Source organism: Pseudomonas sp. TE3644, assembly GCF_056278815.1.
Genome location: NZ_JBWBQF010000001.1, coordinates 6,926,169 through 6,946,834, shown reverse-complemented (window position 1 = coordinate 6,946,834; position 20,666 = coordinate 6,926,169). Strand labels below are relative to the sequence as shown.

Sequence of the window (20,666 nt, the reverse complement as noted above, 5' to 3'; positions counted from 1 at the left end):
CGAGCTTCGCCCGGTCCCACAGTTGCGCTGCAACAGCTCCAGCAACCCCTGCGCCCAACGCTGTTCTTCACGCAACATCACCCACCTCCTGCACGGCCTTGGCCGGCCCCACGCCATACCAGTCCAGCCGACGGGTCAGCACCATGAACAGCCCCAGCATGGCGAACAGCAGCAGCGAGCCCATCAGCAGCGCGTAATCCTCGGCACTCAACAACCCGAACAACAAGCCATACAAGGCGGCCAGCCCGGCAGCAAACCCCAACCCGTTGCGCCAGCTGTGCAGCACATGGCTGACGTAGAAGCCGATCAACAGCACGCAGCCACTGGCCGACAAGCCATACGCCATGGCGAAGCCAATGTGCTCGGCCAGCGACAGCAACAGCAGGTAGAACAGCGCCAGGGCAAACCCCACCAGGGCGTACTGCATCGGGTGAATGGCCAGGCGCTTGAGCACTTCGAACAGGAAGAACCCGGCAAACGTCAGCGCCACGAACAACAGCGCATATTTGATCGCCCGATCAGCCTTCAGGTATTGATCCACCGGGTCCACCAGGCTGACGCCAAAGGTGGTGTTGGTGAGTGTTTCACAGCGCAGGCCACGCACGCAGTCGTCCAGGCGCTCCTGCAAATTGGTGGAGAAGAACGACGTTTGCCACTGGGCGTCGAAGCCAGTTGCCGCCACGTTGCGCTGCACCGGCAGATAATCGCCGACGAAGCTGGGGTGCGGCCAGTCGGCCTTGAGTGCCACGGAAGTCTCGCGCCCCACGGGCAGCACGTCGAAGCGGCCGGTGCCCTGCAGGCCCAGATCGAAACCAACCTTGAGGGCCTTGGGCTGGCTGGCATCGAACAGCGGCAACTGTACGTGCACGCCATTGCCCAGCCAGCTCACCTGGGTACCCGGCTGGAAGTCCAGCCGCTGACCGTCGAGCTCCAGTTTCAGCCCGGCCTCGATGCCGCGAATATCGCTGATACCCACCGCCAGGAACGGCGCATCAAACTGGTAATCGGCCAGGTTATCCGTGATGCCCAACTGCGCAGGCAGTTGGAAGTCAGCCTCGATATGGTTGCTGGCGTGGTAAAGCCGCGCTTCGTAGATACCGCGGGCGCGCAGTTCGGTGCGCAGGTCGGCCGCCAGGTCGAAACGCTGCGGCAGGAAATACAGACGACCCGAAGAATGGGATTCCTGCTGGTAGCGGTTACCCGTCTTCTCATCGGTTTTCCATTCGCGCTCGGTCTTGCGGTACGGCACCACCAGCACCGGGCCGCTGAGTTGCTGGTTGGTGCTGGAACTGCGGGCGATGTCATCGAGCACCACGTCGCGGCGCGCCTGGCGCTCGCTGATCAGGTTGCCAATCAAGTACAGGGGAATCAGCAGCAACACGATCAGCGTGGTGATCATGGCCAGTTTGACGCTGAGGTTTCGGTTCATGGGGGGGCTCGCTCCTTGGCAATGGAGCGAGTGTGCAAGCGCCGCATGGGCGCTTTATGGGCGTTGTGTGGAGATTATGTGGAGATGCGCGTCCACGGGAACCACAGGCGCACCTCCACACCGCCGTCGACATTGCCAATGTGCAGGCGGCCGCCATGCAGCTGCATCACTTCCTCGACGAAGTTGAGCCCAAGGCCCGTGCTTTTGCGCCCGGTGCCAGGCCTTGGCAGCGAATAGAAGCGCTCGCTCAGACGCGCCAGCGCGTACTCGGGGATCGGTTCGGCCTGGTTGAACAGCACCAGTTGCTGGCCGTCCAGGTACAGGCGCAAATGGCCACCGGCCGGGCTGAAATCCAGGGCATTGTCCAACAGGTTGTTCAGCGCCTGGCGCAGCAGGAATGGCTCGCCCAATACCGTCAGGCCGGGCGGCAGAGCAGGCTCGATCCGTACATTCAGCCCTTCTATTCGGGTCATCTGCCCATGCAGCAACTGGCGGACGAGCGCCTCTATCGGCACATCCACCTGCTCCTCCAGGCCTTGGCGTTGTTCGACCATGGCCAGGTTCAGCAGGCGTTCGATCAGCTGTTGCAAGCGTGCGCTTTCCCGGTCGATGTTGGCCACGAAGCGTTGCTGCTGGTCAGCGGGCATCGGCCCTTGCAGCAGCTCCGCCGCGCCACGGATAGCCGCCAGCGGGCTTTTCAGTTCGTGGGTCAGGGTGTGCACGTAGCGCTCCACGTAGTCCTTGCCCTCCAGCTGGCTGCGCATGTGCGCCACCGCCGTGGCCAGCAGCGCCAGCTCGCCGCCGCTGTAGGCCGGCAGCGCCGCACGCTCGCCCTGGCTGACGGCCTGGGCATAGTGGGTGAGCTTGCGCAGCGAGCGGGTCAGCCACCACGACAGCGCTGCCCCCACCAGCAACCCCAGCACCATCAAGCCCACGCCGAAGGCCATCAGCCGGTGCTCCGAGCGGTCGATGTAAGGCTGCAGCGAGCGGTTGGGCTTGGCCACGGTGACTTCGCCGATGATGCGCTCGCCGTCCATGATCGGCGCGCCCACATGCATCACCGACGACTCGGGGTCGGCCGGATCGCTGCGGGTAGAGCGCGCACCGTACTGGCCGCGCAAGGTCAGGTACACGTCGTTCCAGCGCGAATAGTCCTGGCCCACAGCCTGCCCGGCCGAGTCCAGCAGCACGATGCCGTGGGCGTCGGTGACGTAGATGCGGTGGCTGACCTGATTCTTCTGCAGGCCCCAGATATCAGCGTTGGGCTCGCGCTCGCCGTAGGCCTTCAGCACCTCATTGAGCCGGCTCTGTTGCAGGGTGCCGGCCTTGACGTCGGCCTCCAGGATTTCCGCCAGCAGGTTGGCCGTGTCTACCAGGGTTTCCTCGGTGGACTGGCGCACCCCCGGGCGGATTTCCTCGCGCACGGTGTACAGCAGGAAGTAGCCCGCCAGGCCGACGAAAAAGAAATACACCAGGAAGATGCGAATCCCCAGGCGCATCAGCTGTTGGCCGGGCTGTAGCTGTAGCCGACGCCGCGATGGGTCTGGATGGGTTCGGCGTCGGCGGCCACCGTGCGCAGCTTGGCGCGCAGGCTTTTGATGTGGCTGTCGATGCTGCGCTCGTAGCCGGCGTCGCTGGGCACGCCCACGGCGTCCAGCAATTGCTCGCGGCTGAACACCCGCTCTGGCTGCTCGAGCAGGGTTTGCAGCAGGCGGAACTCATGGCGCGTCAGGGTCAGCGGCTGGCCGCGGTAGCTGATCAGCAAGCGCTCGATGTCCACCTGGAACAACGTCGCGGCCTGCCGCGGGGCCACGCGCTTGAGGATAGCGCGCACCCGCGCGGCCACCTCGCGTGGGCTGAACGGCTTGACCACGTAATCGTCGGCGCCGATTTCCAGGCCCACCACGCGGTCGATCTCGGCGTCGCGGGCGGTAAGAAAAATCACCGGCACTTCACTGAAGCGGCGCAATTGCTTGCAGGTCTCGAAACCGCTGATGTCCGGCAGGCCGACATCGAGAATGATCAGGTCGGCCGGCTGGCGGCGCTGATGTTCCAGCGCGGCCTGGCCCAGGATAACCCAGGTGGTTTCGAAGCCCTCGCCTTGCAGCGCGTAGATCAGGGTGTCGGCAATGGCCGCTTCGTCTTCGACGATGAGTATGTGTGGCATCCGATCAGCACTCGGGGTCGCCGGCGGTGTAGCGGCGGGCCGGGTTTACCGCGGCGCCGAACTCGCGCAGGGCCTTAGCGCCGATCAGCAGCGGGTAGTTGAAGGTGCTGCGGTCCACCAGGTTGGCCTCGATGGTGCGCTTGGTGCCGCCCAGGCACATCTCCAGGTCGACCACCGGGCGCTTGGCCACTTCGGTGCCCTCGCCTTCATCTTCCTCGTCGGCGCGGCTCTTGATACGGCTGATGCGCGCCACCTTGTGCTCGAAGACCTTGCCGTCGGCGTCCTTGGTGGCCAGGCGGAAGCGCACCCAGTCTTCACCGTCGCGCTGGAACAGCTGGATATCGCGGGCCGACAGCGACGCGGTCAGTGCGCCGGTGTCCATCTTGGCCTTGAAAGTAGCACCGCCGATTTCCGGCAGTTTGATGTATTCATAGCGCCCATACAGGGTCGGCTCGGCGGCCATGACCGGCAGGGCCAACAGCGACAACAGTGCGAGAACGGATTTCACCGGTGGTTTCCTCGGTTGAGAGATGGGCTGCGGGCAGCATACGCAAAAAATCGTGAAACATTTGTCCACAACCATTCGGCATGCCGGATTTGGTGTTAAGCCCCGGCCTCTTTATGATTGCCGGCCACAATGACACCAAGAGTCGTTTTATGCGTCGCCTGCTTGCCGGCAGTTTCACCATGCTGCTGCTTTTACTCAATACCCTGGTGCTGATTGGCCCCCTTCTGCTCTGCGCGCTGCTCAAGCTGATCGCGCCCGGCCACTGGCGTGACCACGCCTCCAAGGCAGTGATGTGGTTCGCCGAAACCTGGGCCGAAATCAACAAGCTGATCTTCCGCCTGTGCATCCCCACCCGCTGGGACATCCGTGGCGCCGAGAGCCTGCGCGTCGACACGTCCTACCTGGTGGTCTGCAACCACCAGTCGTGGGTCGACATCCCCGCGCTGATCCAGGCCCTGAACCGCCGTACACCGTTCTTCAAGTTCTTCCTCAAGAAAGAACTGATCTGGGTGCCGTTCCTGGGCCTGGCCTGGTGGGCGCTGGACTACCCCTTCATGAAGCGCTACACCAAGGCCTTCCTGGACAAGCATCCGCACCTCAAGGGCAAGGACCTGGACATCACCAAGGCGGCCTGCGAGCTGTTCAAGCGCCAGCCGGTGACCGTGGTCAACTACCTGGAAGGTACGCGCTTCACCCAAGCCAAGCATGATCAACAGGCTTCGCCGTTCCGCAACCTGCTCAAGCCCAAGGCCGGTGGCGTGGCGTTCGTGCTGGCGGCCATGGGGCAGCAGCTGGACCGCATGCTGGATGTGACCGTGGTGTATCCGCAAGGCAAGATCCCGGGGTTCTGGAACCTGGTGTGCGGGGATGTAAGCCAGGTGATCATCGACGTTCATTCGCGTGAAATCGACCCGGCGTTGCTGTCGGGCGATTACGAGAACGACCCGGCGTTTCGCCAGACCGTGCAGGACTGGGTGAACCGGTTGTGGGCGGACAAGGATGCGCGGATTGAGGCGTTGCGGCTGGAGTTGAGCCAGTAGGATCTGCAGTGCCCCTATCGCGAGCAAGCTTTGCTCCCACAGTGTTAAGCCTTATGTCGATGTAAGGTTCGGCGCTGTGGGAGCAAAGCTTGCTCGCGATAGGGGCGACGCGGTCTTGGGAATCAGCCGCCCACACCCCAAATCCCGCTCAGGCTTTTCAGCAACGTGCCGCCCACGCCCTGCTGCCCCAGGTACTGCAGGATCACCGGCGCAAACTGCCCCACCATCGAGCTGTCCATACCCAACGCGCCGAACGCATTGTTCAGGTCACTGGTGTTCTTGACGTTGCCCAAGGCGCCATCGAGCGCGCCCTTGTCGGCCCCCGACTGCCCCAGCAACCCACCCAGGCCGCTGATGGCATTGGCACCGGCGACCTTGTCGACGCCCGGCACCTGCTTGGCCAGTTGCGAGTAATCGGCCGCGCTGAGCTTGTTCTTGGCCAGCCCCAGCATCGCGCCGGTACCGCCGATGGCCTGTTCAGGCGTGACGTTGAGCTGTGTGCCAACGCTGTTCAGCAGCCCTGCCGCCTGCGGTGCGGTGCTGGTGCCCTGGTTGCCGTTCTGGATCGACGAAGCCGCGTTCACCGCATCGTTGAGGTTGAAGGCGAAGGCCGGGCTGGCCGCCAAAGCGGTCAGGGTTGCCAGGGTGATGGCGCGCATGGTGTTCATTGGGTTCCCCTTGAATCTGTGGTCGCCACCCGGGTGGCCGGGCAACGAAAGCCACAATTTGACTCGCTTTATGTCGCTCTGTTCCAGAAACGAAATAATTTCGTACACATTGCATCCGATTGCGTGGCCTGCGCGTATATCAGGCAACGCGGCGCCCGCTGGGCTAGGCTCAAACAGCCACCCACTGCGGAGACCGTACCATCGACAACGATCCGCTCAGCCAGCTGCTGGCCGACTGCGCGCAGGGTAACCGGCGTGCCTTCGAGACCCTGTATCGCACCAGCAGCGCGCGCCTGCATGGCGTGGCGCTGCGCTGCGTGGGGCGTCGGGACCTGGCCGAGGAAATCGTGCAGGAGAGTTTCGTGCGCATCTGGCACAACGCATCGCGTTACGACCCCAGCCTGGCCGCGCCGATGACCTGGATGGTCAACATCACCCGGCACCTGGCCATCGACCTGCTGCGGCGCCACCACGAACTGCCGCTGGATGACCAGCAGATGGAAAGCCTGGCCGACGCCAGCCCGTCGGCCCATGAACAACTCAATCAAACCCGCGAAGCCTCGGCACTGGGCCGCTGCCTGGAAGACCTGGAGGGCATGCAGCGCCAGTCGATCCTGACCGCCTATTTCCACGGCCTGTCCAATGCTGACCTGGCCCGGCACCTGTCGGCGCCACTGGGCTCGGTGAAATCCTGGATCAGGCGCGGCATGGAGCGCCTGCGCCGGTGCCTTGAATCATGAACTACCACGATCCGGCCCTGCGCCGCGCCCTGGCGGCCGACTACGCCATCGGACTGATGCCGCCCACGGCACGGCGACGTTTCGAGCAGCTGATGGCTGACGATCGCGGTTTGCAGGTGGAGCTGGCGCAGTGGCAGGCAACCCTGGCCAGCCTGACGGCGCCCATCGCCGAAGAGCCTGTGCCGGAGCAGGTGTGGGAGCAGATCGTTGCCCGTATCGAACCGCAGCGTCTGCACATGCCGCGACGTTCGCGGCGGCGCGGCTGGCTGATGGCGGTTGCGGCGACTGTGGTGCTGGCCGTGGCAATCGGCCTGTTCCATGGGCGTGACCAGGCGCAGTACAGCGCCACGTTGGTGGGCGCGGGTGATCAGACGGCGGTGAAGATCGAAGCGTTCGACCAGTATTTGCAGGTGGAACCCGTTTCCCTGGGTCGCGCACCGGCTGACCGCAGCATGGAATTGTGGGCGATCCCGGCCAATGGTATGCCGGTGTCGTTGGGGTTGATGCCTGAGGGAGGCAGGGGAAGGATCAAGCTCAGTGAAGCGCAGCGCAAGTTGCTGGGCGCGCAGGTGACCTTGGCGATCAGCCTGGAACCGGCCGGTGGTTCACCCACCGGCCAGCCAACCGGGCCTGTCCTCTACCACGGCCAAATCCTGTAGCCGCTGCCGAAGGCTGCGCTGGCCCCATACCCCACCGAAAATCTCCAGCGAACCCAAGGCCCAGCGCAGCCTGGCGGCAGCGGCTACAGATCGGTGTAGCCGCTGCCGAAGGCTGCGCTGGCCCTATGCCCCACCGAAAATCTCCAGCGAACCCAAGGCCCAGCGCAGCCTGGCGGCAGCGGCTACAGATCGGTGTAGCCGCTGCCGAAGGCTGCGCTGGCCCTGTGCCCCACCGAAAATCTCCAGCGAACTCAAGGCCCAGCGCAGCCTGGCGGCAGCGGCTACAGATCGGTGTAGCCGCTGCCGAAGGCTGCGCTGGCCCTATGCCCCACCGAAAATCTCCAGCGAACCCAAGGCCCAGCGCAGCCTGGCGGCAGCGGCTACAGATCGGTGTAATTGGATGGACTCGCCCAAGCCGAGGCGTCAATGCGCCACGGTGGCAGTCTAAACAGCCAACGACAGCGAGGGCGAGTCCATGAAAAAGCATACTTCGATTGATCAATCCTTGTCTTCCGCCAATTTGTCGGTCTGCACGACCGTGGCGGTCGATCTGGCCAAACATGTCTTCCAGGTTGCCGGCGAAGACGCTCTAGGCCACGTGCACTATGAACAGCGCCTCAAGTCGCGCGAAGCGTTCTACGAATTCCTTCAACAACTGGCACCTCACGTCATAGTCTTGATGGAGACGGGGCCAGGTGCTCAAGCCTGGGCGCGACAGCTGCAGGAACAGGGCGTCGAGGCTCGGATTTTGCCGGCCAAGTTGGTGACGGCACACCGCACAGGACCCAAAAACGATCGTAACGATGCGTTGGCGATTTTGCGGGCCGGTCGTGATGAGAAAATCTGCGCAGTACCGATCAAGAGCGTTGCGGCGCTTGCCATGCAGGCATTGCATCGTGCCCGCCAGGGCTATGTGCGCCGCCGCACGGCATTGAGTAATCAGATGCGCGGCCTGCTGCTTGAGCACGGCGTGGTCCTGGCTCAAGGTGATATCGCCATCAGCCAGAGAATTCCACGAGTATTGGAGGATGCTACTCAACCAGTGCCAGCCATGTTGCGCGAGTTGATCGATGAACTGCTCGCGGAATGGCGCTTTTTGGGCGAGCGCATTGCGGTGTTGACGGGCCGTCTGGAAGCAGCGGCAAATGCCGACAGCACGGCCAAGCGGCTGATGAGCGTGCGCGGTATCGGTCCGGTCACCGCCACGGCGTTGGTAGCCAAGGAAACCCAGCCCGAACGGTTCCCCAATGCACGCAAGTTCGCGGCCTACTTTGGCCTGGTTCCCGACCAACACAGCAGCGGGAATAAAGTTCGCCTGGGCGGTATGAGCAAGCGAGGCGATTCATATCTGCGCAGCCTGATGATCCAGGGCGCGCACGCGGTGCTGCAACAACTGCGATCCGATTCGGAGCAACCCGACGACCGCCGATTACTGCGCTGGATGAGCCGCCTGGGCCGCAAACAGGCTGCGGTCCGGCTGGCCAATCGCAACCTGCGTATCGTCTGGAGGCTTCTACAGAATGACCAGACTTATCGTCGACAGCATGGCAGCGGCCAGCCAGCGATGATGAGCCACTGATCCACCGAGTTCTGCCACCGAGGTAACTACTGTCCAACCCTGTGCTGAAAAACATTGACCCCAGATAGGATCGGCGTGGATTGATGCCTAAGCGGCTAGCGGCCTTCGAGGCCTGACTGTAATCGGCATACCACGAGCTCTTCCAATGTCGGCCAGAGGCCCAAAGCGGCTTCCTTGAATAGGCCTAATACATAGATGCAACGGGCGGCAGTTTTTCAAAAGCGGGTAGACAGGAGGGGCGAGTCCATACATAGCCGCTGCCGCAGGCTGCGCTGGCCCTATACCCCACCGAAAATCTCCAGCGAACTCAAGGCCCAGCGCAGCCTGGCGGCAGCGGCTACAGATCGGTGTAGCCGCTGCCGAAGGCTGCGCTGGCCCTATACCCCACCGAAAATCTCCAGCGAACTCAAGGCCCAGCGCAGCCTGGCGGCAGCGGCTACAGATCGGTGTAGCCGCTGCCGAAGGCTGCGCTGACCCTATGCCCCACCGAAAATCTCCAGCGAACTCAGGGACCAGCGCAGCCTGGCGGCAGCGGCTACAGATCGGTGTAGCCGCTGCCGAAGGCTGCGCTGGCCCTATGCCGCACCGAAAATCTCCAGCGAACTCAGGGACCAGCGCAGCCTGGCGGCAGCGGCTACGGGGTCAGGCAGCGCTGAACAGTTTGTGCGGGTCGATCACGAATTTCTTCGGTACGCCGGCATCGAACTCGCCATAGCCTTCCGGCGCCTGGTCCAGGGTGATCACCTGCACACCCACCACTTCAGCAATGTTGATGCGGTCCCACATGATGGCCTGCATCAGCTGGCGGTTGTACTTCATCACGGGGGTCTGGCCGGTGTGGAAGCTGTGGGACTTGGCCCAGCCCAGGCCGAAGCGAATGCTCAGGCTGCCGATCTTCGCCGCAGCATCCACGGCGCCCGGGTCTTCGGTCACGTACAGGCCAGGGATACCGATCTTGCCCGCCACGCGCACCACGCCCATCAGCGAGTTAAGCACCGTGGCCGGGGCCTCGTGCTGGGCACCGGCATGGCCGTGGCCGCGGGCTTCGAAGCCCACCGCATCGACGGCGCAATCCACTTCCGGCTCGCCCAGCAGGTCGGCGATCTGCTCGTGCAACGGGGTGTCCTTGGACAGGTCGGCAATCTCGAAACCCTGGGCCTTGGCGTGGGCCAGGCGCACCGGGTTGACGTCACCGACAATGACCACTGCAGCGCCCAGCAGGCGGGCCGAGGCAGCGGCCGCCAGACCAACGGGGCCTGCGCCCGCAACATACACGGTGCTGCCCGGGCCTACGCCTGCAGTGACGGCACCGTGGTAACCGGTAGGCAGAATGTCGGACAGGCAGGTCAGGTCACGGATTTTCTCCATGGCCCGGTCACGATCGCCCAGTTTCAGCAGGTTGAAATCGGCGTAAGGCACCAGCACGTATTCGGCCTGGCCACCCACCCAGTCGCCCATGTCGACGTAACCGTAGGCACCGCCAGCGCGGGCCGGGTTGACGGTCAGGCAAACGCCGGTGTGTTGTTCCTTGCACGACCGGCAGCGGCCGCAGGCAACGTTGAAAGGTACCGACACCAGGTCGCCGACTTTGAGGTTTTCCACGTCCTTGCCGACTTCCAGCACTTCGCCGGTGATCTCGTGGCCCAGCACCAGGCCGACCTGGGCCGTGGTACGGCCGCGCACCATGTGCTGGTCGGAGCCGCAGATATTAGTGGAGACAACGCGCAGAATGACGCCGTGTTCAATGCGTTTTCCGCGTGGATCCTGCATTTTCGGGAAGGGAATTGTTTGCACCTCGACCTTGCCGCCGCCGAGATACACCACACCGCGATTACCAGACATGCTTTCACCTCATTGTTGTATTTATTGAGATTGCGCAAATCGTGTGGGAGCGGGCTCTGCCCGCGAAGATCACACTGCGGTGCCTGCTTCGCGGGCAGAGCCCGCTCCCACAACTGCCAATTCGGCGCCGGTATTACTCCTTACAAGACGACCGTGCGGTTGGCGTTGAGAAACACCCGCCGCTCAATATGGAAACCCACCGCCCGCGCCAGCGTCTGGCACTCGATGTCGCGACCCTTGGCAATCAGGTCCTCGGCATAGTGGCTGTGGTCGACCACCTCGACGCCCTGGGCAATGATCGGCCCTTCGTCGAGGTCGTTGTTGATGTAGTGCGCCGTGGCGCCTACCAGCTTCACGCCCTTGTTGTAGGCCTGGTGGTACGGCTTGGCGCCCTTGAAGCCGGGCAGCAGCGAATGGTGGATGTTGATGGCCCAGCCATCCAGGCGGCGGCACAGTTCGGGCGACAGCACTTGCATGTAGCGGGCGAGAATCACCAGTTCCGCACCCTTTTGCTCGATGACCTTGAGCACCTTTCGCTCCTGCGCGGGCTTGTCGTTGGGGTCCAGGGGGAAATGGTAGTAGGGAATTTCGTGCCAGCGCGCCAAAGGTTCCAGATCCGGATGATTGGAGACCACGGCCACCACATCCATGGGCAGTTGGCCGATGCGCTGGCGGTAGAGCAAGTCGTTGAGGCAGTGGTCGGCCTTGGAGACCATGATCACCACCTTGGGGCGGTAGTGCGGGGCGGTCAGTTCGAAGACCATGCCGAAAGCAGCACCGCGCTCAGCCAGGCCGGCGCGGAAGGACTGCTCGTCAAAGCCATCGGGCTGGCGGAATTCGACGCGGATGAAGAAGCGTGCCGACAGGCGATCATCGAACGAATGGTGCTCGGTGACATAGCAGCCCTGTTCGAACAGGTAGCGGGTCACCGCGTCCACCGTGCCGAGCACGCTGGGGCAATCGGCGGTAAGGATCCAGGTATCGGGGGCGCGGCTCATGGGTACGGCTCCATCTCGGTGGTGGGGCCTTCGCGGCCACAGGCCGCTCCTACAGGTTCAGCGCCAACCCTGTAGGAGCGGGCCGTGCCCGCGAAGAGGCCAGCAAAGTCAGCCAACAATCTCAAGGCCATACTCGGCCGACGCATCCTGCAGCCACAGCCACCAGTAATCGGAGAAGCTGCGACGTACAACCAGCTCCCACACATCTTCGCTGGGGCGACGAATCACCAGCTGCGACTTGGCGAACACCGTGCCCACCGCCTTGCCCACCGGGAAGCTGTCGGGGTGCACGTCGTAGCTGGTGGACTTCATCAGCACCTCGCGCACCTTGGGGCCGCTCAGTTCCAGCAAGCTTTGCCCGCCGCTGACGTTGACCACGGCGAAATGCTGGCCATCCAGCGCTTCACGCAGGCGGTTCTCGGTGGCCACTTCTTCGCCGGCCGGCACCACCAGCAGCCATTCATCCGGGCCCAGCCATTGCAGCGAGGTGTCGCCGCTGGCAACCATGGCCAGGGCACCCGGCAGTTCCAAGCCCAGCGCCTTGAACACGCCACCGGCGAAGGCCTGGTCGTGACCGTTGCCACGCAGGGTCAAGTGGCCCAGCAGTTTCTTGTCGCGCAGCTTCACGCCGGCGTTCTTGCGGCCCTTGCCGACCAGGCTGGCGAGGTCGGCGTGGTGCAGCGGCGACTCGACCTTGGCACCCGAGGCTGGGCGTTGTTCGTATACGTTGACTGTGGTCATGGGGACACCTGTCAAAAAAATCATAGAACCCTTAAAGCCTTACTCCGAACCTGTGGGAGCGGGTTCTACCCGCGAAGAGGCCAGTGGCAGCACCATCGCATTCGCGGGCAGAGCCCGCTCCCACGGGGGGAGCGAGGTCCGAGGGGTTAAACGTTCTGTTGTTCGCCTTTGGGGTCGAAGAACACCGAGCTGCAGATTTCGGCTTCAACGAAGCTGCCATCCACCAGCGGCGCATACACCTTCTCGCCCATGCGTTTGAGGCCGCCCTTGACCACCGCCAGGGCAAACGAATGGCCCATGGTGGAGCTCATGTAGCTGGAGGTCACGTGACCGACCATGCTCATGGGGATGGTCTGCTTGGTGTCGAACACCAGTTGCGCGCCTTCCGGCAATACCTTGTTCGGGTCCACGGGGCGCAGGCCTACCAGCTGCTTGCGCTGGTCACGCACGCAGTCTTCGCGGTTCATGCCACGCCAGCCGATCCACGAGAACGGCTTGGTGCGGCCTACGCACCAGCCCATGTTCAGGTCGTCCGGGGTCATGGAGCCGTCAGTGTCCTGGCCGACGATGATGAAACCCTTCTCGGCACGCAGCACGTGCATGGTCTCGGTGCCGTACGGGGTCAGGTTGTACTGCTTGCCCGCCTCGGCGATCTGCTCCAGCACGCCCATGGCATAGTCGGCCTGGATGTTGACTTCGTACGACAGCTCGCCGGTGAACGAGATACGGAACACCCGCGCCGGCACGCCGCCGACCTTGCCTTCCTTCCAGGTCATGAACGGGAAGGCGTCCTTGTCCAGGTCGATGTCGGTCACGTGGCTCAGCAACTTGCGGCTGTTGGGGCCCGACAGGGTCAGGGTGGCCCAGTGGTCGGTGACCGAAGTGAAGTACACCTTCAGGTCCGGCCATTCGGTCTGCTGGTAGATTTCCAGCCACTGCAGCACACGGGCAGCGCCGCCGGTGGTGGTGGTCATCAGGAAGTGGTTGTCGGCGAGACAGGCGGTAACGCCGTCGTCGAAGACCATGCCGTCTTCCTTGCACATCAGGCCGTAGCGGGCCTTGCCCACGTCCAGCTTGGTCCAGGCGTTGGTGTAGATGCGGTTGAGGAACTCGCGGGCGTCCGGGCCCTGGATATCGATCTTGCCCAGGGTGGAGGCGTCCAGCAGGCCCACGCTGTCACGCACGGCCTTGCATTCGCGGGCCACGGCGGAGTGCATGGTTTCGCCGCGTTTCGGGAAGTACCAAGGGCGCTTCCACTGACCGACGTCTTCAAACTCGGCGCCGTTCTTCACGTGCCAGGCATGCAGGGCAGTGAAGCGCACCGGTTCGAACAGGTGGCCGCAGTGACGCCCGGCAATGGCACCGAAGGTGATCGGGGTGTAGTTGGGGCGGAACATGGTGGTGCCCATCTCGGTGATCGAGATGCCACGGCTCCGGGCCGCGATGGCCAGGCCGTTGATGTTGCCCAGTTTGCCCTGGTCGGTACCGAAGCCCAGCGCGGTGTAGCGCTTGACGTGTTCCACCGACTCGAAGCCCTCGCGGGTCGCCAGTTCGATGGCGGCGGCGGTGACGTCGTTCTGCTGGTCGACGAATTGCTTCGGCGCACGGGCAGTCGGCTTGTCGTGGGGCACCTGGAACAGCGCCAGGGTCGGCTCTTCCTGACGGTTCAAGGCCTTCGGCACAGTGCCTTCGACAATCTTGAAGCCCGCCTCGGCCGCCGCACGGGCGCCGCCTTCGAAGCCGTCCGACAGCGCGTCGGCCAGGTTGAACACGCCATTGATGCCGCCCACGCACACGCGCTTCTGCGGTGCATCGCCGGGTACGAAGGCGAGGATGTCTTCACGCCAGATCGGCTTGCCACCCAAGTGCGACGCCAGGTGAACCACCGGGCTGTAGCCGCCGGAGCTGCCGATCAGGTCGCAGTCCAGCCATTCGCCGGGGCTGGTCACTTTGTGGGATTTGACATCGATGGCGGCAACACGGGCAGCGGTCACGTGCTTGCTGCCACGCGATTCGATCACGGCGCTGGAGGTCAGGATGCGGATGCCCTTGGCACGCGCTTCTTCCACCAGGGCGCCACGCGGGTTGTGACGGGCATCGGCCACGGCCACTACCTGCAGGCCGGCGTCGAACCAGTCCAGGGCCACGCGGTAGGCGTAGTCGTTGTTGGTGGACAGCACCAGTTTCTTGCCTGGCGCCACGCCGTAACGGCGCACGTAGGTAGAGATGGCACCGGCCAGCATGTTGCCCGGCACGTCGTTGTTGCCGTACACCAGCGGACGCTCATGGGCACCGGCGGCCAGCACCACGCGCTTGGCGCGGACACGGTGGATGCGCTGGCGCACCTGGCCGATCGGGGCGCGGTCGCCCAGGTGGTCGGTCAGGCGTTCGTGAATGGTGAGGAAGTTGTGGTCGTGGTAGCCATTGACGGTGGCACGCGGCAGCAGCACCACGTTGGCCAGGCCCTTGAGCTCGTTGACCACCTGCACTACCCATTCGGCGGCCGGTTTGCCGTCCAGGCTTTCGCGGGTGTCCAGCAGGCTGCCGCCGAACTCTTCCTGCTCATCGGCGAGAATAACGCGGGCACCGCTGCGGGCAGCGGCCAGCGCTGCGGCCAGGCCGGCAGGGCCGGCGCCGACGATCAGCACGTCGCAGTGCTGGTTGAAGTTGTCGTAGGTGTCCGGGTCGTTCTCGGTGGGCGAGCGGCCCAGGCCGGCAGCCTTGCGGATGTACTTCTCGTAGGTCATCCAGAAGGACTGCGGGTACATGAAGGTCTTGTAGTAGAAGCCCGGCGGCATCAGCTTGCCGCCGACCTTGCCGAGAATGCCCATCATGTCGTTGTTGACGTTCGGCCAGCCGTTGGTGCTGGTGGCCACCAGGCCCTGGTACAGCGCCTGTTGGGTGGCGCGCACGTTGGGGATCTGGGTGGCTTCGGTGGCGCCGATCTGCAGGATGGCGTTCGGCTCTTCGGTACCGGCGGCGATGATGCCGCGTGGGCGCGAGTACTTGAAGCTGCGGCCCACGATGTCGACGCCGTTGGCCAGCAGCGCGGCGGCCAGGGTGTCGCCTTCATAGCCGGTGTAGCTCTGGCCGTTGAAGGTGAAGGTGATTTTCTTGCTGCGATCGATACGACCGCCGCTGGACAGGCGATTGACCTGGCTCATGCTTTATCTCCCGCGGCCGTGAACTGAGGCTTGGTGCCGATCGGATAGGTTTCGAGAATCTCGTACGTCACCGTGTCGCGGGTGGCGTTGAAGTACTGGCGGCAGCCGGCGGCATGAATCCACAGTTCGTGGTGCAGGCCACGGGGGTTGTCGCGGAAGAACATGTAGTCGCCCCACTGCTCGTCGGTGCAGGCACCGGGGTCCAGTGGGCGTGGAATGTGGGCTTGGCCGGAGCTGTGGAACTCTTCTTCGGAGCGCAGTTCGCCGCAATGAGGACAGAAGATATGCAACATGTAGGGGTTCTCCTGTAATTAGTGGGCGACCGCGGCAGCGCCGTGTTCGTCGATCAGCGCGCCGTTGTGGAAACGCTCGATGGAAAATGGCGCGGCCAGCGGGTGCATCTCGCCCTTGGCCAGGCTTGCAGCGAAGACGTTGCCCGAACCCGGGGTGGCCTTGAAGCCACCGGTGCCCCAACCGCAGTTGAAGAACATGTTCGGGACCGGGGTCTTGGAAATGATCGGGCAGGCGTCCGGGGTGGTGTCGACGATGCCGCCCCACTGGCGGTTCATGCGTACGCGCGACAGCACCGGGAACATCTCGACGATGGCCTGGATGGTGTGCTCGATCACCGGGTACGAACCGCGCTGGCCGTAGCCGACCCAGCCGTCGATACCGGCGCCGATTACCAGGTCGCCCTTGTCGGACTGGCTGATGTAGCCGTGCACGGCGTTGGACATGATCACGCTGTCGATGATGGGCTTGATCGGTTCCGACACCAGCGCCTGCAGCGGGTGGGATTCGACCGGCAGGCGGAAGCCGGCCAGCTTGGCCATGTGCCCGGAGTTACCGGCAGTGACCACGCCGACGCGCTTGGCGCCGATGAAGCCCTTGTTGGTTTCCACGCCGATGCACACGCCGTTTTCCTTGCGGAAGCCGATCACTTCGGTCTGCTGGATCAGGTCCACGCCCAGGGCGTCGGCGGCACGGGCAAAGCCCCAGGCCACGGCGTCGTGACGGGCCACGCCGCCACGGCGTTGTACGGTGGCGCCGATGATCGGGTAGCGGGTGTTTTTCGAGCAGTCCAGGTACGGGATCTCGTCGGCCACTTGCTTGCCGTTGAGCAGTTCACCGTCGACACCGTTGAGGCGGTTGGCGCTGACGCGGCGCTCGGAGTCCCGCATGTCCTGCAGGGTGTGGCACAGGTTGTAGACGCCGCGCTGGCTGAACATGACGTTGTAGTTGAGGTCCTGGGACAGGCCTTCCCACAGTTTCATGGCGTGCTCGTACAGGTGGGCCGATTCGTCCCACAGGTAGTTGGAGCGCACGATGGTGGTGTTGCGGGCGGTGTTGCCGCCGCCCAGCCAGCCTTTCTCGACCACGGCGACGTTTTTGATGCCGTGTTCCTTGGCCAGGTAGTAGGCCGTGGCCAGGCCATGCCCGCCACCGCCGACGATGACCACGTCGTAGACCTTTTTAGGGGTGGGCGTGCGCCACATGCGCTGCCAGTTTTCGTGGTGGCTGAGGGAGTGCTTGAGAAGGCCGAAGCCCGAATAGCGTTGCATAGTGGTTACTCCAACTCAGCGGTAAACCGGGAAGTCTGCGCACAGGGCGGCGACATTCTTGGCCACATCGGCTTCCACATCGGCATCGCCGAGGTTGTCGAGGATGTCGCAGATCCAGCCGGCCAGCGCGGTGCACTGGGCCACCTTGAAGCCACGGCTGGTGACGGCCGGGGTGCCGATGCGCAGGCCCGAGGTCACGAACGGCGACTGTGGATCGTTAGGCACGGCGTTCTTGTTGACGGTGATGTGGGCGCGGCCCAGGGCGGCGTCGGCGTCCTTGCCGGTCAGGCCCTGGCGAATCAGGCTGACCAGGAACAGGTGGTTGTCAGTACCGCCGGACACCACGTCGTAGCCACGGTCGATGAACACGGCGGCCATGGCCTGGGCGTTATTGATGACTTCCTGCTGGTAGGCCTTGAAGCCTGGCTCCAGCGCTTCCTTGAAGCACACGGCCTTGGCGGCGATGACGTGCATCAGCGGGCCGCCCTGGCCACCGGGGAATACCGCGGCGTTGAGTTTCTTTTCCAGGGCTTCGTTGGCACGTGCCAGGATCAGGCCGCCACGTGGACCGCGCAGGGTCTTGTGGGTAGTGGTGGTCACCACGTCGGCGAACGGAATCGGGTTGGGGTACAGGCCAGCGGCGACCAGACCGGCCACGTGGGCCATGTCGACGAACAGGTAGGCACCCACCTTGTCGGCGATCTCGCGGAAGCGCGGGAAGTCCAGGGTCTTGGAGTAGGCCGAGAAGCCGGCGATGATCATTTTTGGCTGGTGCTCGACGGCCAGGCGTTCTACTTCGTCGTAGTCGATCAGGCCGGTGTCGGTGTCGATGCCGTACTGCACGGCGTTGTACAGCTTGCCGCTGAAGCTGACCTTGGCGCCGTGGGTCAGGTGACCGCCGTGGGCCAGGCTCATGCCCAGCACGGTGTCGCCAGCCGACAGCAGCGCCAGGTAGACCGCGGCGTTGGCCTGGCTGCCCGAGTGCGGCTGGACGTTGGCGTAGTCGGCGCCGAACAGCTCCTTGGCGCGATCAATGGCCAGCTGCTCGACCTTGTCCACGTGCTCGCAGCCGCCGTAGTAGCGCTTGCCCGGGTAGCCTTCGGCGTATTTGTTGGTCAAACCGCTGCCCTGGGCCTGCATCACGCGTTTGCTGGTGTAGTTTTCCGAGGCGATCAGCTCGATGTGATCTTCCTGACGCTGTTCTTCGGCATTCATTGCCGCCAGCAGTGCATCGTCGTAACCCTGGATCTGGTCTTGCTTGCTGAACATCGCGGTTCTCCCAGCGGCGGCGCGGCGCCTTTCGTATTGGTCGGGAACCGTCTTTTGGCGGCCCCCTTTGAATGCGATGGTAGGGCTGGCGCTTATAGACCAGATGCCTGCGCGCGCCACACAAAGGTGCGTTAACGACATAGGCTGCAAAACCCCTGGAATTGCACGGGACATTCCCTGTGGGAGCGGGCTCTGCCCGCGAAAAGAACGCCGCGCAGGGCCTGGTACCGCAGTGTTTTCTTCGCGGGCAGAGCCCGCTCCCACAGAGAGTGGGGTTGTAACAAGTGCCCCATAGGCGCCGCGTGGGCGGTGGTTTACAGTGACCGGCTAGACGATCACAAGGAACCGGCCATGAACGAACAAAGCCAGCAGTTTGCCAGTGACAATTATTCGGGCATCTGCCCCGAAGCCTGGGCGGCCATGGAACAGGCCAACCACGGCCACCAGCGCGCCTACGGCGACGACCAGTGGACCGCCCGCGCTGCCGACGATTTCCGTCGCCTGTTCGAGACCGACTGCGAGGTGTTCTTCGCCTTCAACGGCACCGCGGCCAACTCCCTGGCGCTGTCGTCGCTGTGCCAGAGCTACCACAGCGTCATCTGCTCGGAGACCGCCCACGTCGAGACCGACGAATGCGGCGCGCCGGAGTTCTTCTCCAACGGCTCCAAGCTGCTGACCGCCCGCAGCGAAAACGGCAAGCTCACCCCCGAATCCATCCGCGAAGTGGCGCTCAAGCGCCAGGACATCCACTACCCCAAACCGCGGGTGGTCACCCTCACCCAGGCCACCGAAGTGGGCAGCGTGTACCGCCCCGACGAGCTGAAAGCCATCAGCACCACCTGCAAGGAACTGGGCCTGAACCTGCACATGGACGGCGCCCGCTTCGCCAACGCCTGCGCCACCCTGGGTTGCTCGCCGGCCGAGCTGACCTGGAAATCGGGCGTGGACGTGCTGTGCTTCGGCGGCACCAAGAACGGCATGGCCGTGGGCGAGGCGATTCTGTTCTTCAAGCATGAGCTGGCGGTGGATTTTGATTACCGCTGCAAGCAGGCAGGGCAACTCGCTTCGAAGATGCGCTTTCTGTCGGCGCCGTGGGTGGGGTTGCTGGAGAACGATGCGTGGCTCAAGCATGCGCGGCATGCGAACTATTGCGCGCAGTTGCTCAGCCAGTTGGTGGCGGACATCCCTGGCGTGGAACTGATGTTCCCGGTGGAAGCCAACGGGGTGTTCCTGCAGATGTCGGAGCCGGCACTGGAAGCGTTGCGCGGCAAGGGCTGGCGGTTCTATACCTTCATCGGTAACGGAGGGGCGCGGTTCATGTGCTCGTGGGACACCGAAGAGGCGCGGGTGCGGCAGTTGGCGGCGGATATTCGGCAGGTGATGAGCTGACACAACGCAACTCCCCTCGTGGGAGCGGGCTCTGCCCGCGAAAAGAACACCACGTAGTATCAGGTGCTACGCGGTGTGCTTTTCGCGGGCAGAGCCCGCTCCCACACCAGGAAAATGATGCCTGTGAATTACAACTTGAACCCACCCATCTGCCGCGCCAGATCATCAGCCAGCCCACGCAACACCTGACACTCCTCCCGCCCGCTACGCACTTCCCCCGCCGTAGCCCGGGCCAGGTCGGAAATACCCTGCACGTTGCGGTTGATCTCCTCGGTCACCGCTGTCTGCTCCTCGGTCGCCGTCGCCACCTGGTGGTTCATGTCGCTGATGCGCTCCACCTGATCGGTAATCGCCGTCAACGACGCGCCGGTGCGCTGGCTTGAAGCAACCCCGGTGCCCGTCGCCGCCTGCCCGCTGTGCATCGACGCCACGGCGGTCTCTGCGCCCTGCTTGAGCCGCCCGATCATTTTCTGGATCTCATCGGTGGAGGCCTGGGTACGCTGGGCCAAGGTGCGCACTTCATCGGCCACCACCGCAAACCCGCGCCCCATCTCCCCGGCCCGCGCCGCTTCGATGGCGGCATTGAGCGCCAGCAGGTTGGTCTGTTCGGAAATGCCACGGATTACAGCCAGCACCTGATCGATCGAACCCACCTGGTCCGCCAACTCGGTCACCGCACCTGCGGCGCTGCCGATTTCCACCGACATGCCTTCGATATGGGCGATGGAACGACCGACCACATCGCGCGCCTGCAGCGCTTCATCCCGGGCACTTTGCGAAGCTTCGGCCGCACTGCCGGCGTTGCGCGCGATCTCTTGTACCGTCAGGCCCATCTCATGCACGGCGGTGGCCACCATGTCAGTCATTTCCTGTTGTCTGCCAGCACGTTCGGCGGTGTTGTCCACCACCTT

The 20,666-nt window shown here is 63.9% G+C and carries 18 protein-coding genes; 5 read left to right on the top strand and 13 right to left on the bottom strand.

Annotated elements, in window-relative coordinates; all coding sequences use genetic code 11:
• Window positions 1–67: 67 nt before the first annotated feature.
• The 4 genes from creD to rloA2 all read right to left on the bottom strand — a co-directional run bounded on the left by creD (window position 68) and on the right by rloA2 (window position 4,104).
• Window positions 68–1,429, bottom strand: coding sequence for a cell envelope integrity protein CreD (gene creD / locus ACZ9GA_RS31030; protein WP_457358331.1), 1,362 nt, complete (start codon window positions 1,427–1,429; stop codon window positions 68–70).
• A 74-nt stretch (window positions 1,430–1,503) separates the two neighbouring features.
• A complete protein-coding gene (creC, locus tag ACZ9GA_RS31025; RefSeq protein ID WP_457358333.1) occupies window positions 1,504–2,928 on the bottom strand; it encodes a two-component system sensor histidine kinase CreC in 1,425 nt (474 codons plus the stop codon).
• Window positions 2,928–3,596, bottom strand: a complete 669-nt coding sequence (gene creB / locus ACZ9GA_RS31020) for a two-component system response regulator CreB (protein WP_457358335.1) — start codon at window positions 3,594–3,596, stop codon at window positions 2,928–2,930. Before creB ends, creC begins: the two co-directional genes overlap by 1 nt.
• 4 nt (window positions 3,597–3,600) lie before the next feature.
• Window positions 3,601–4,104 carry a retropepsin-like aspartic peptidase RloA2 gene (gene rloA2, locus ACZ9GA_RS31015; RefSeq protein WP_457358337.1) on the bottom strand — a complete coding sequence of 168 codons (504 nt, stop codon included), beginning with the start codon at window positions 4,102–4,104 and terminating at the stop codon, window positions 3,601–3,603.
• A gap of 149 nt (window positions 4,105–4,253) precedes the next feature.
• Between rloA2 and ACZ9GA_RS31010 the strand changes: the two genes are divergently transcribed.
• On the top strand, window positions 4,254–5,144 hold the full coding sequence (locus tag ACZ9GA_RS31010) for an acyltransferase (protein ID WP_457358339.1): 891 nt from the start codon (window positions 4,254–4,256) through the stop codon (window positions 5,142–5,144).
• Between the two features lie 122 nt (window positions 5,145–5,266).
• Here ACZ9GA_RS31010 and ACZ9GA_RS31005 read toward each other — a convergent pair whose 3' ends face one another.
• Window positions 5,267–5,812: a DUF2780 domain-containing protein gene (locus tag ACZ9GA_RS31005; RefSeq protein WP_457358341.1), complete on the bottom strand. Its 546-nt coding sequence runs from the start codon at window positions 5,810–5,812 to the stop codon at window positions 5,267–5,269.
• Between the two features lie 200 nt (window positions 5,813–6,012).
• Here ACZ9GA_RS31005 and ACZ9GA_RS31000 point away from each other — a divergent pair, with 200 nt between their 5' ends.
• The 3 genes from ACZ9GA_RS31000 (at window position 6,013) to ACZ9GA_RS30990 (ending at window position 8,790) form a co-directional block, all read left to right on the top strand.
• Window positions 6,013–6,552, top strand: a complete 540-nt coding sequence (locus tag ACZ9GA_RS31000; RefSeq protein WP_457363610.1) for a sigma-70 family RNA polymerase sigma factor — start codon at window positions 6,013–6,015, stop codon at window positions 6,550–6,552.
• Window positions 6,549–7,211 carry an anti-sigma factor gene (locus tag ACZ9GA_RS30995; RefSeq protein ID WP_476227502.1) on the top strand — a complete coding sequence of 221 codons (663 nt, stop codon included), beginning with the start codon at window positions 6,549–6,551 and terminating at the stop codon, window positions 7,209–7,211. The genes ACZ9GA_RS31000 and ACZ9GA_RS30995 overlap by 4 nt, the downstream gene beginning before the upstream one ends.
• A gap of 520 nt (window positions 7,212–7,731) precedes the next feature.
• Window positions 7,732–8,790, top strand: coding sequence for an IS110 family RNA-guided transposase (locus tag ACZ9GA_RS30990; RefSeq protein WP_457363611.1), 1,059 nt, complete (start codon window positions 7,732–7,734; stop codon window positions 8,788–8,790).
• A gap of 642 nt (window positions 8,791–9,432) precedes the next feature.
• Here the strand turns inward: ACZ9GA_RS30990 and fdhA are convergent.
• From fdhA to glyA, 7 genes are all read right to left on the bottom strand, one after another.
• A complete protein-coding gene (gene fdhA, locus ACZ9GA_RS30985) occupies window positions 9,433–10,632 on the bottom strand; it encodes a formaldehyde dehydrogenase, glutathione-independent (protein WP_457358343.1) in 1,200 nt (399 codons plus the stop codon).
• Window positions 10,633–10,772: 140 nt separating this feature from the next.
• Window positions 10,773–11,630: a formyltetrahydrofolate deformylase gene (gene purU / locus ACZ9GA_RS30980; RefSeq protein ID WP_455922056.1), complete on the bottom strand. Its 858-nt coding sequence runs from the start codon at window positions 11,628–11,630 to the stop codon at window positions 10,773–10,775.
• 108 nt (window positions 11,631–11,738) lie between these two features.
• The gene (locus ACZ9GA_RS30975) at window positions 11,739–12,371 is read right to left on the bottom strand and encodes a sarcosine oxidase subunit gamma (RefSeq protein ID WP_457358345.1); all 633 of its coding nucleotides are present in this window, start codon (window positions 12,369–12,371) and stop codon (window positions 11,739–11,741) included.
• A 146-nt stretch (window positions 12,372–12,517) separates the two neighbouring features.
• A complete protein-coding gene (locus ACZ9GA_RS30970; RefSeq protein WP_457358347.1) occupies window positions 12,518–15,535 on the bottom strand; it encodes a sarcosine oxidase subunit alpha in 3,018 nt (1,005 codons plus the stop codon).
• Window positions 15,532–15,828: a sarcosine oxidase subunit delta gene (locus tag ACZ9GA_RS30965; RefSeq protein ID WP_027980273.1), complete on the bottom strand. Its 297-nt coding sequence runs from the start codon at window positions 15,826–15,828 to the stop codon at window positions 15,532–15,534. The genes ACZ9GA_RS30970 and ACZ9GA_RS30965 overlap by 4 nt, the downstream gene beginning before the upstream one ends.
• Before the next feature lie 18 nt (window positions 15,829–15,846).
• Window positions 15,847–17,097, bottom strand: coding sequence for a sarcosine oxidase subunit beta family protein (locus ACZ9GA_RS30960; RefSeq protein ID WP_457358349.1), 1,251 nt, complete (start codon window positions 17,095–17,097; stop codon window positions 15,847–15,849).
• Window positions 17,098–17,112: 15 nt separating this feature from the next.
• Window positions 17,113–18,366, bottom strand: a complete 1,254-nt coding sequence (gene glyA / locus ACZ9GA_RS30955; protein ID WP_027980271.1) for a serine hydroxymethyltransferase — start codon at window positions 18,364–18,366, stop codon at window positions 17,113–17,115.
• A gap of 351 nt (window positions 18,367–18,717) precedes the next feature.
• On the opposite strand from glyA, the gene ACZ9GA_RS30950 reads away from it, so the two are divergent.
• Complete coding sequence (locus ACZ9GA_RS30950; RefSeq protein ID WP_457358351.1) at window positions 18,718–19,755, top strand: threonine aldolase family protein; 1,038 nt, start codon at window positions 18,718–18,720, stop codon at window positions 19,753–19,755.
• Window positions 19,756–19,883: 128 nt separating this feature from the next.
• Here ACZ9GA_RS30950 and ACZ9GA_RS30945 read toward each other — a convergent pair whose 3' ends face one another.
• Entirely contained in the window at window positions 19,884–20,612 is a 729-nt protein-coding gene (locus ACZ9GA_RS30945; RefSeq protein ID WP_455926543.1) for a methyl-accepting chemotaxis protein, read from the bottom strand.
• Window positions 20,613–20,666: the final 54 nt, after the last annotated feature.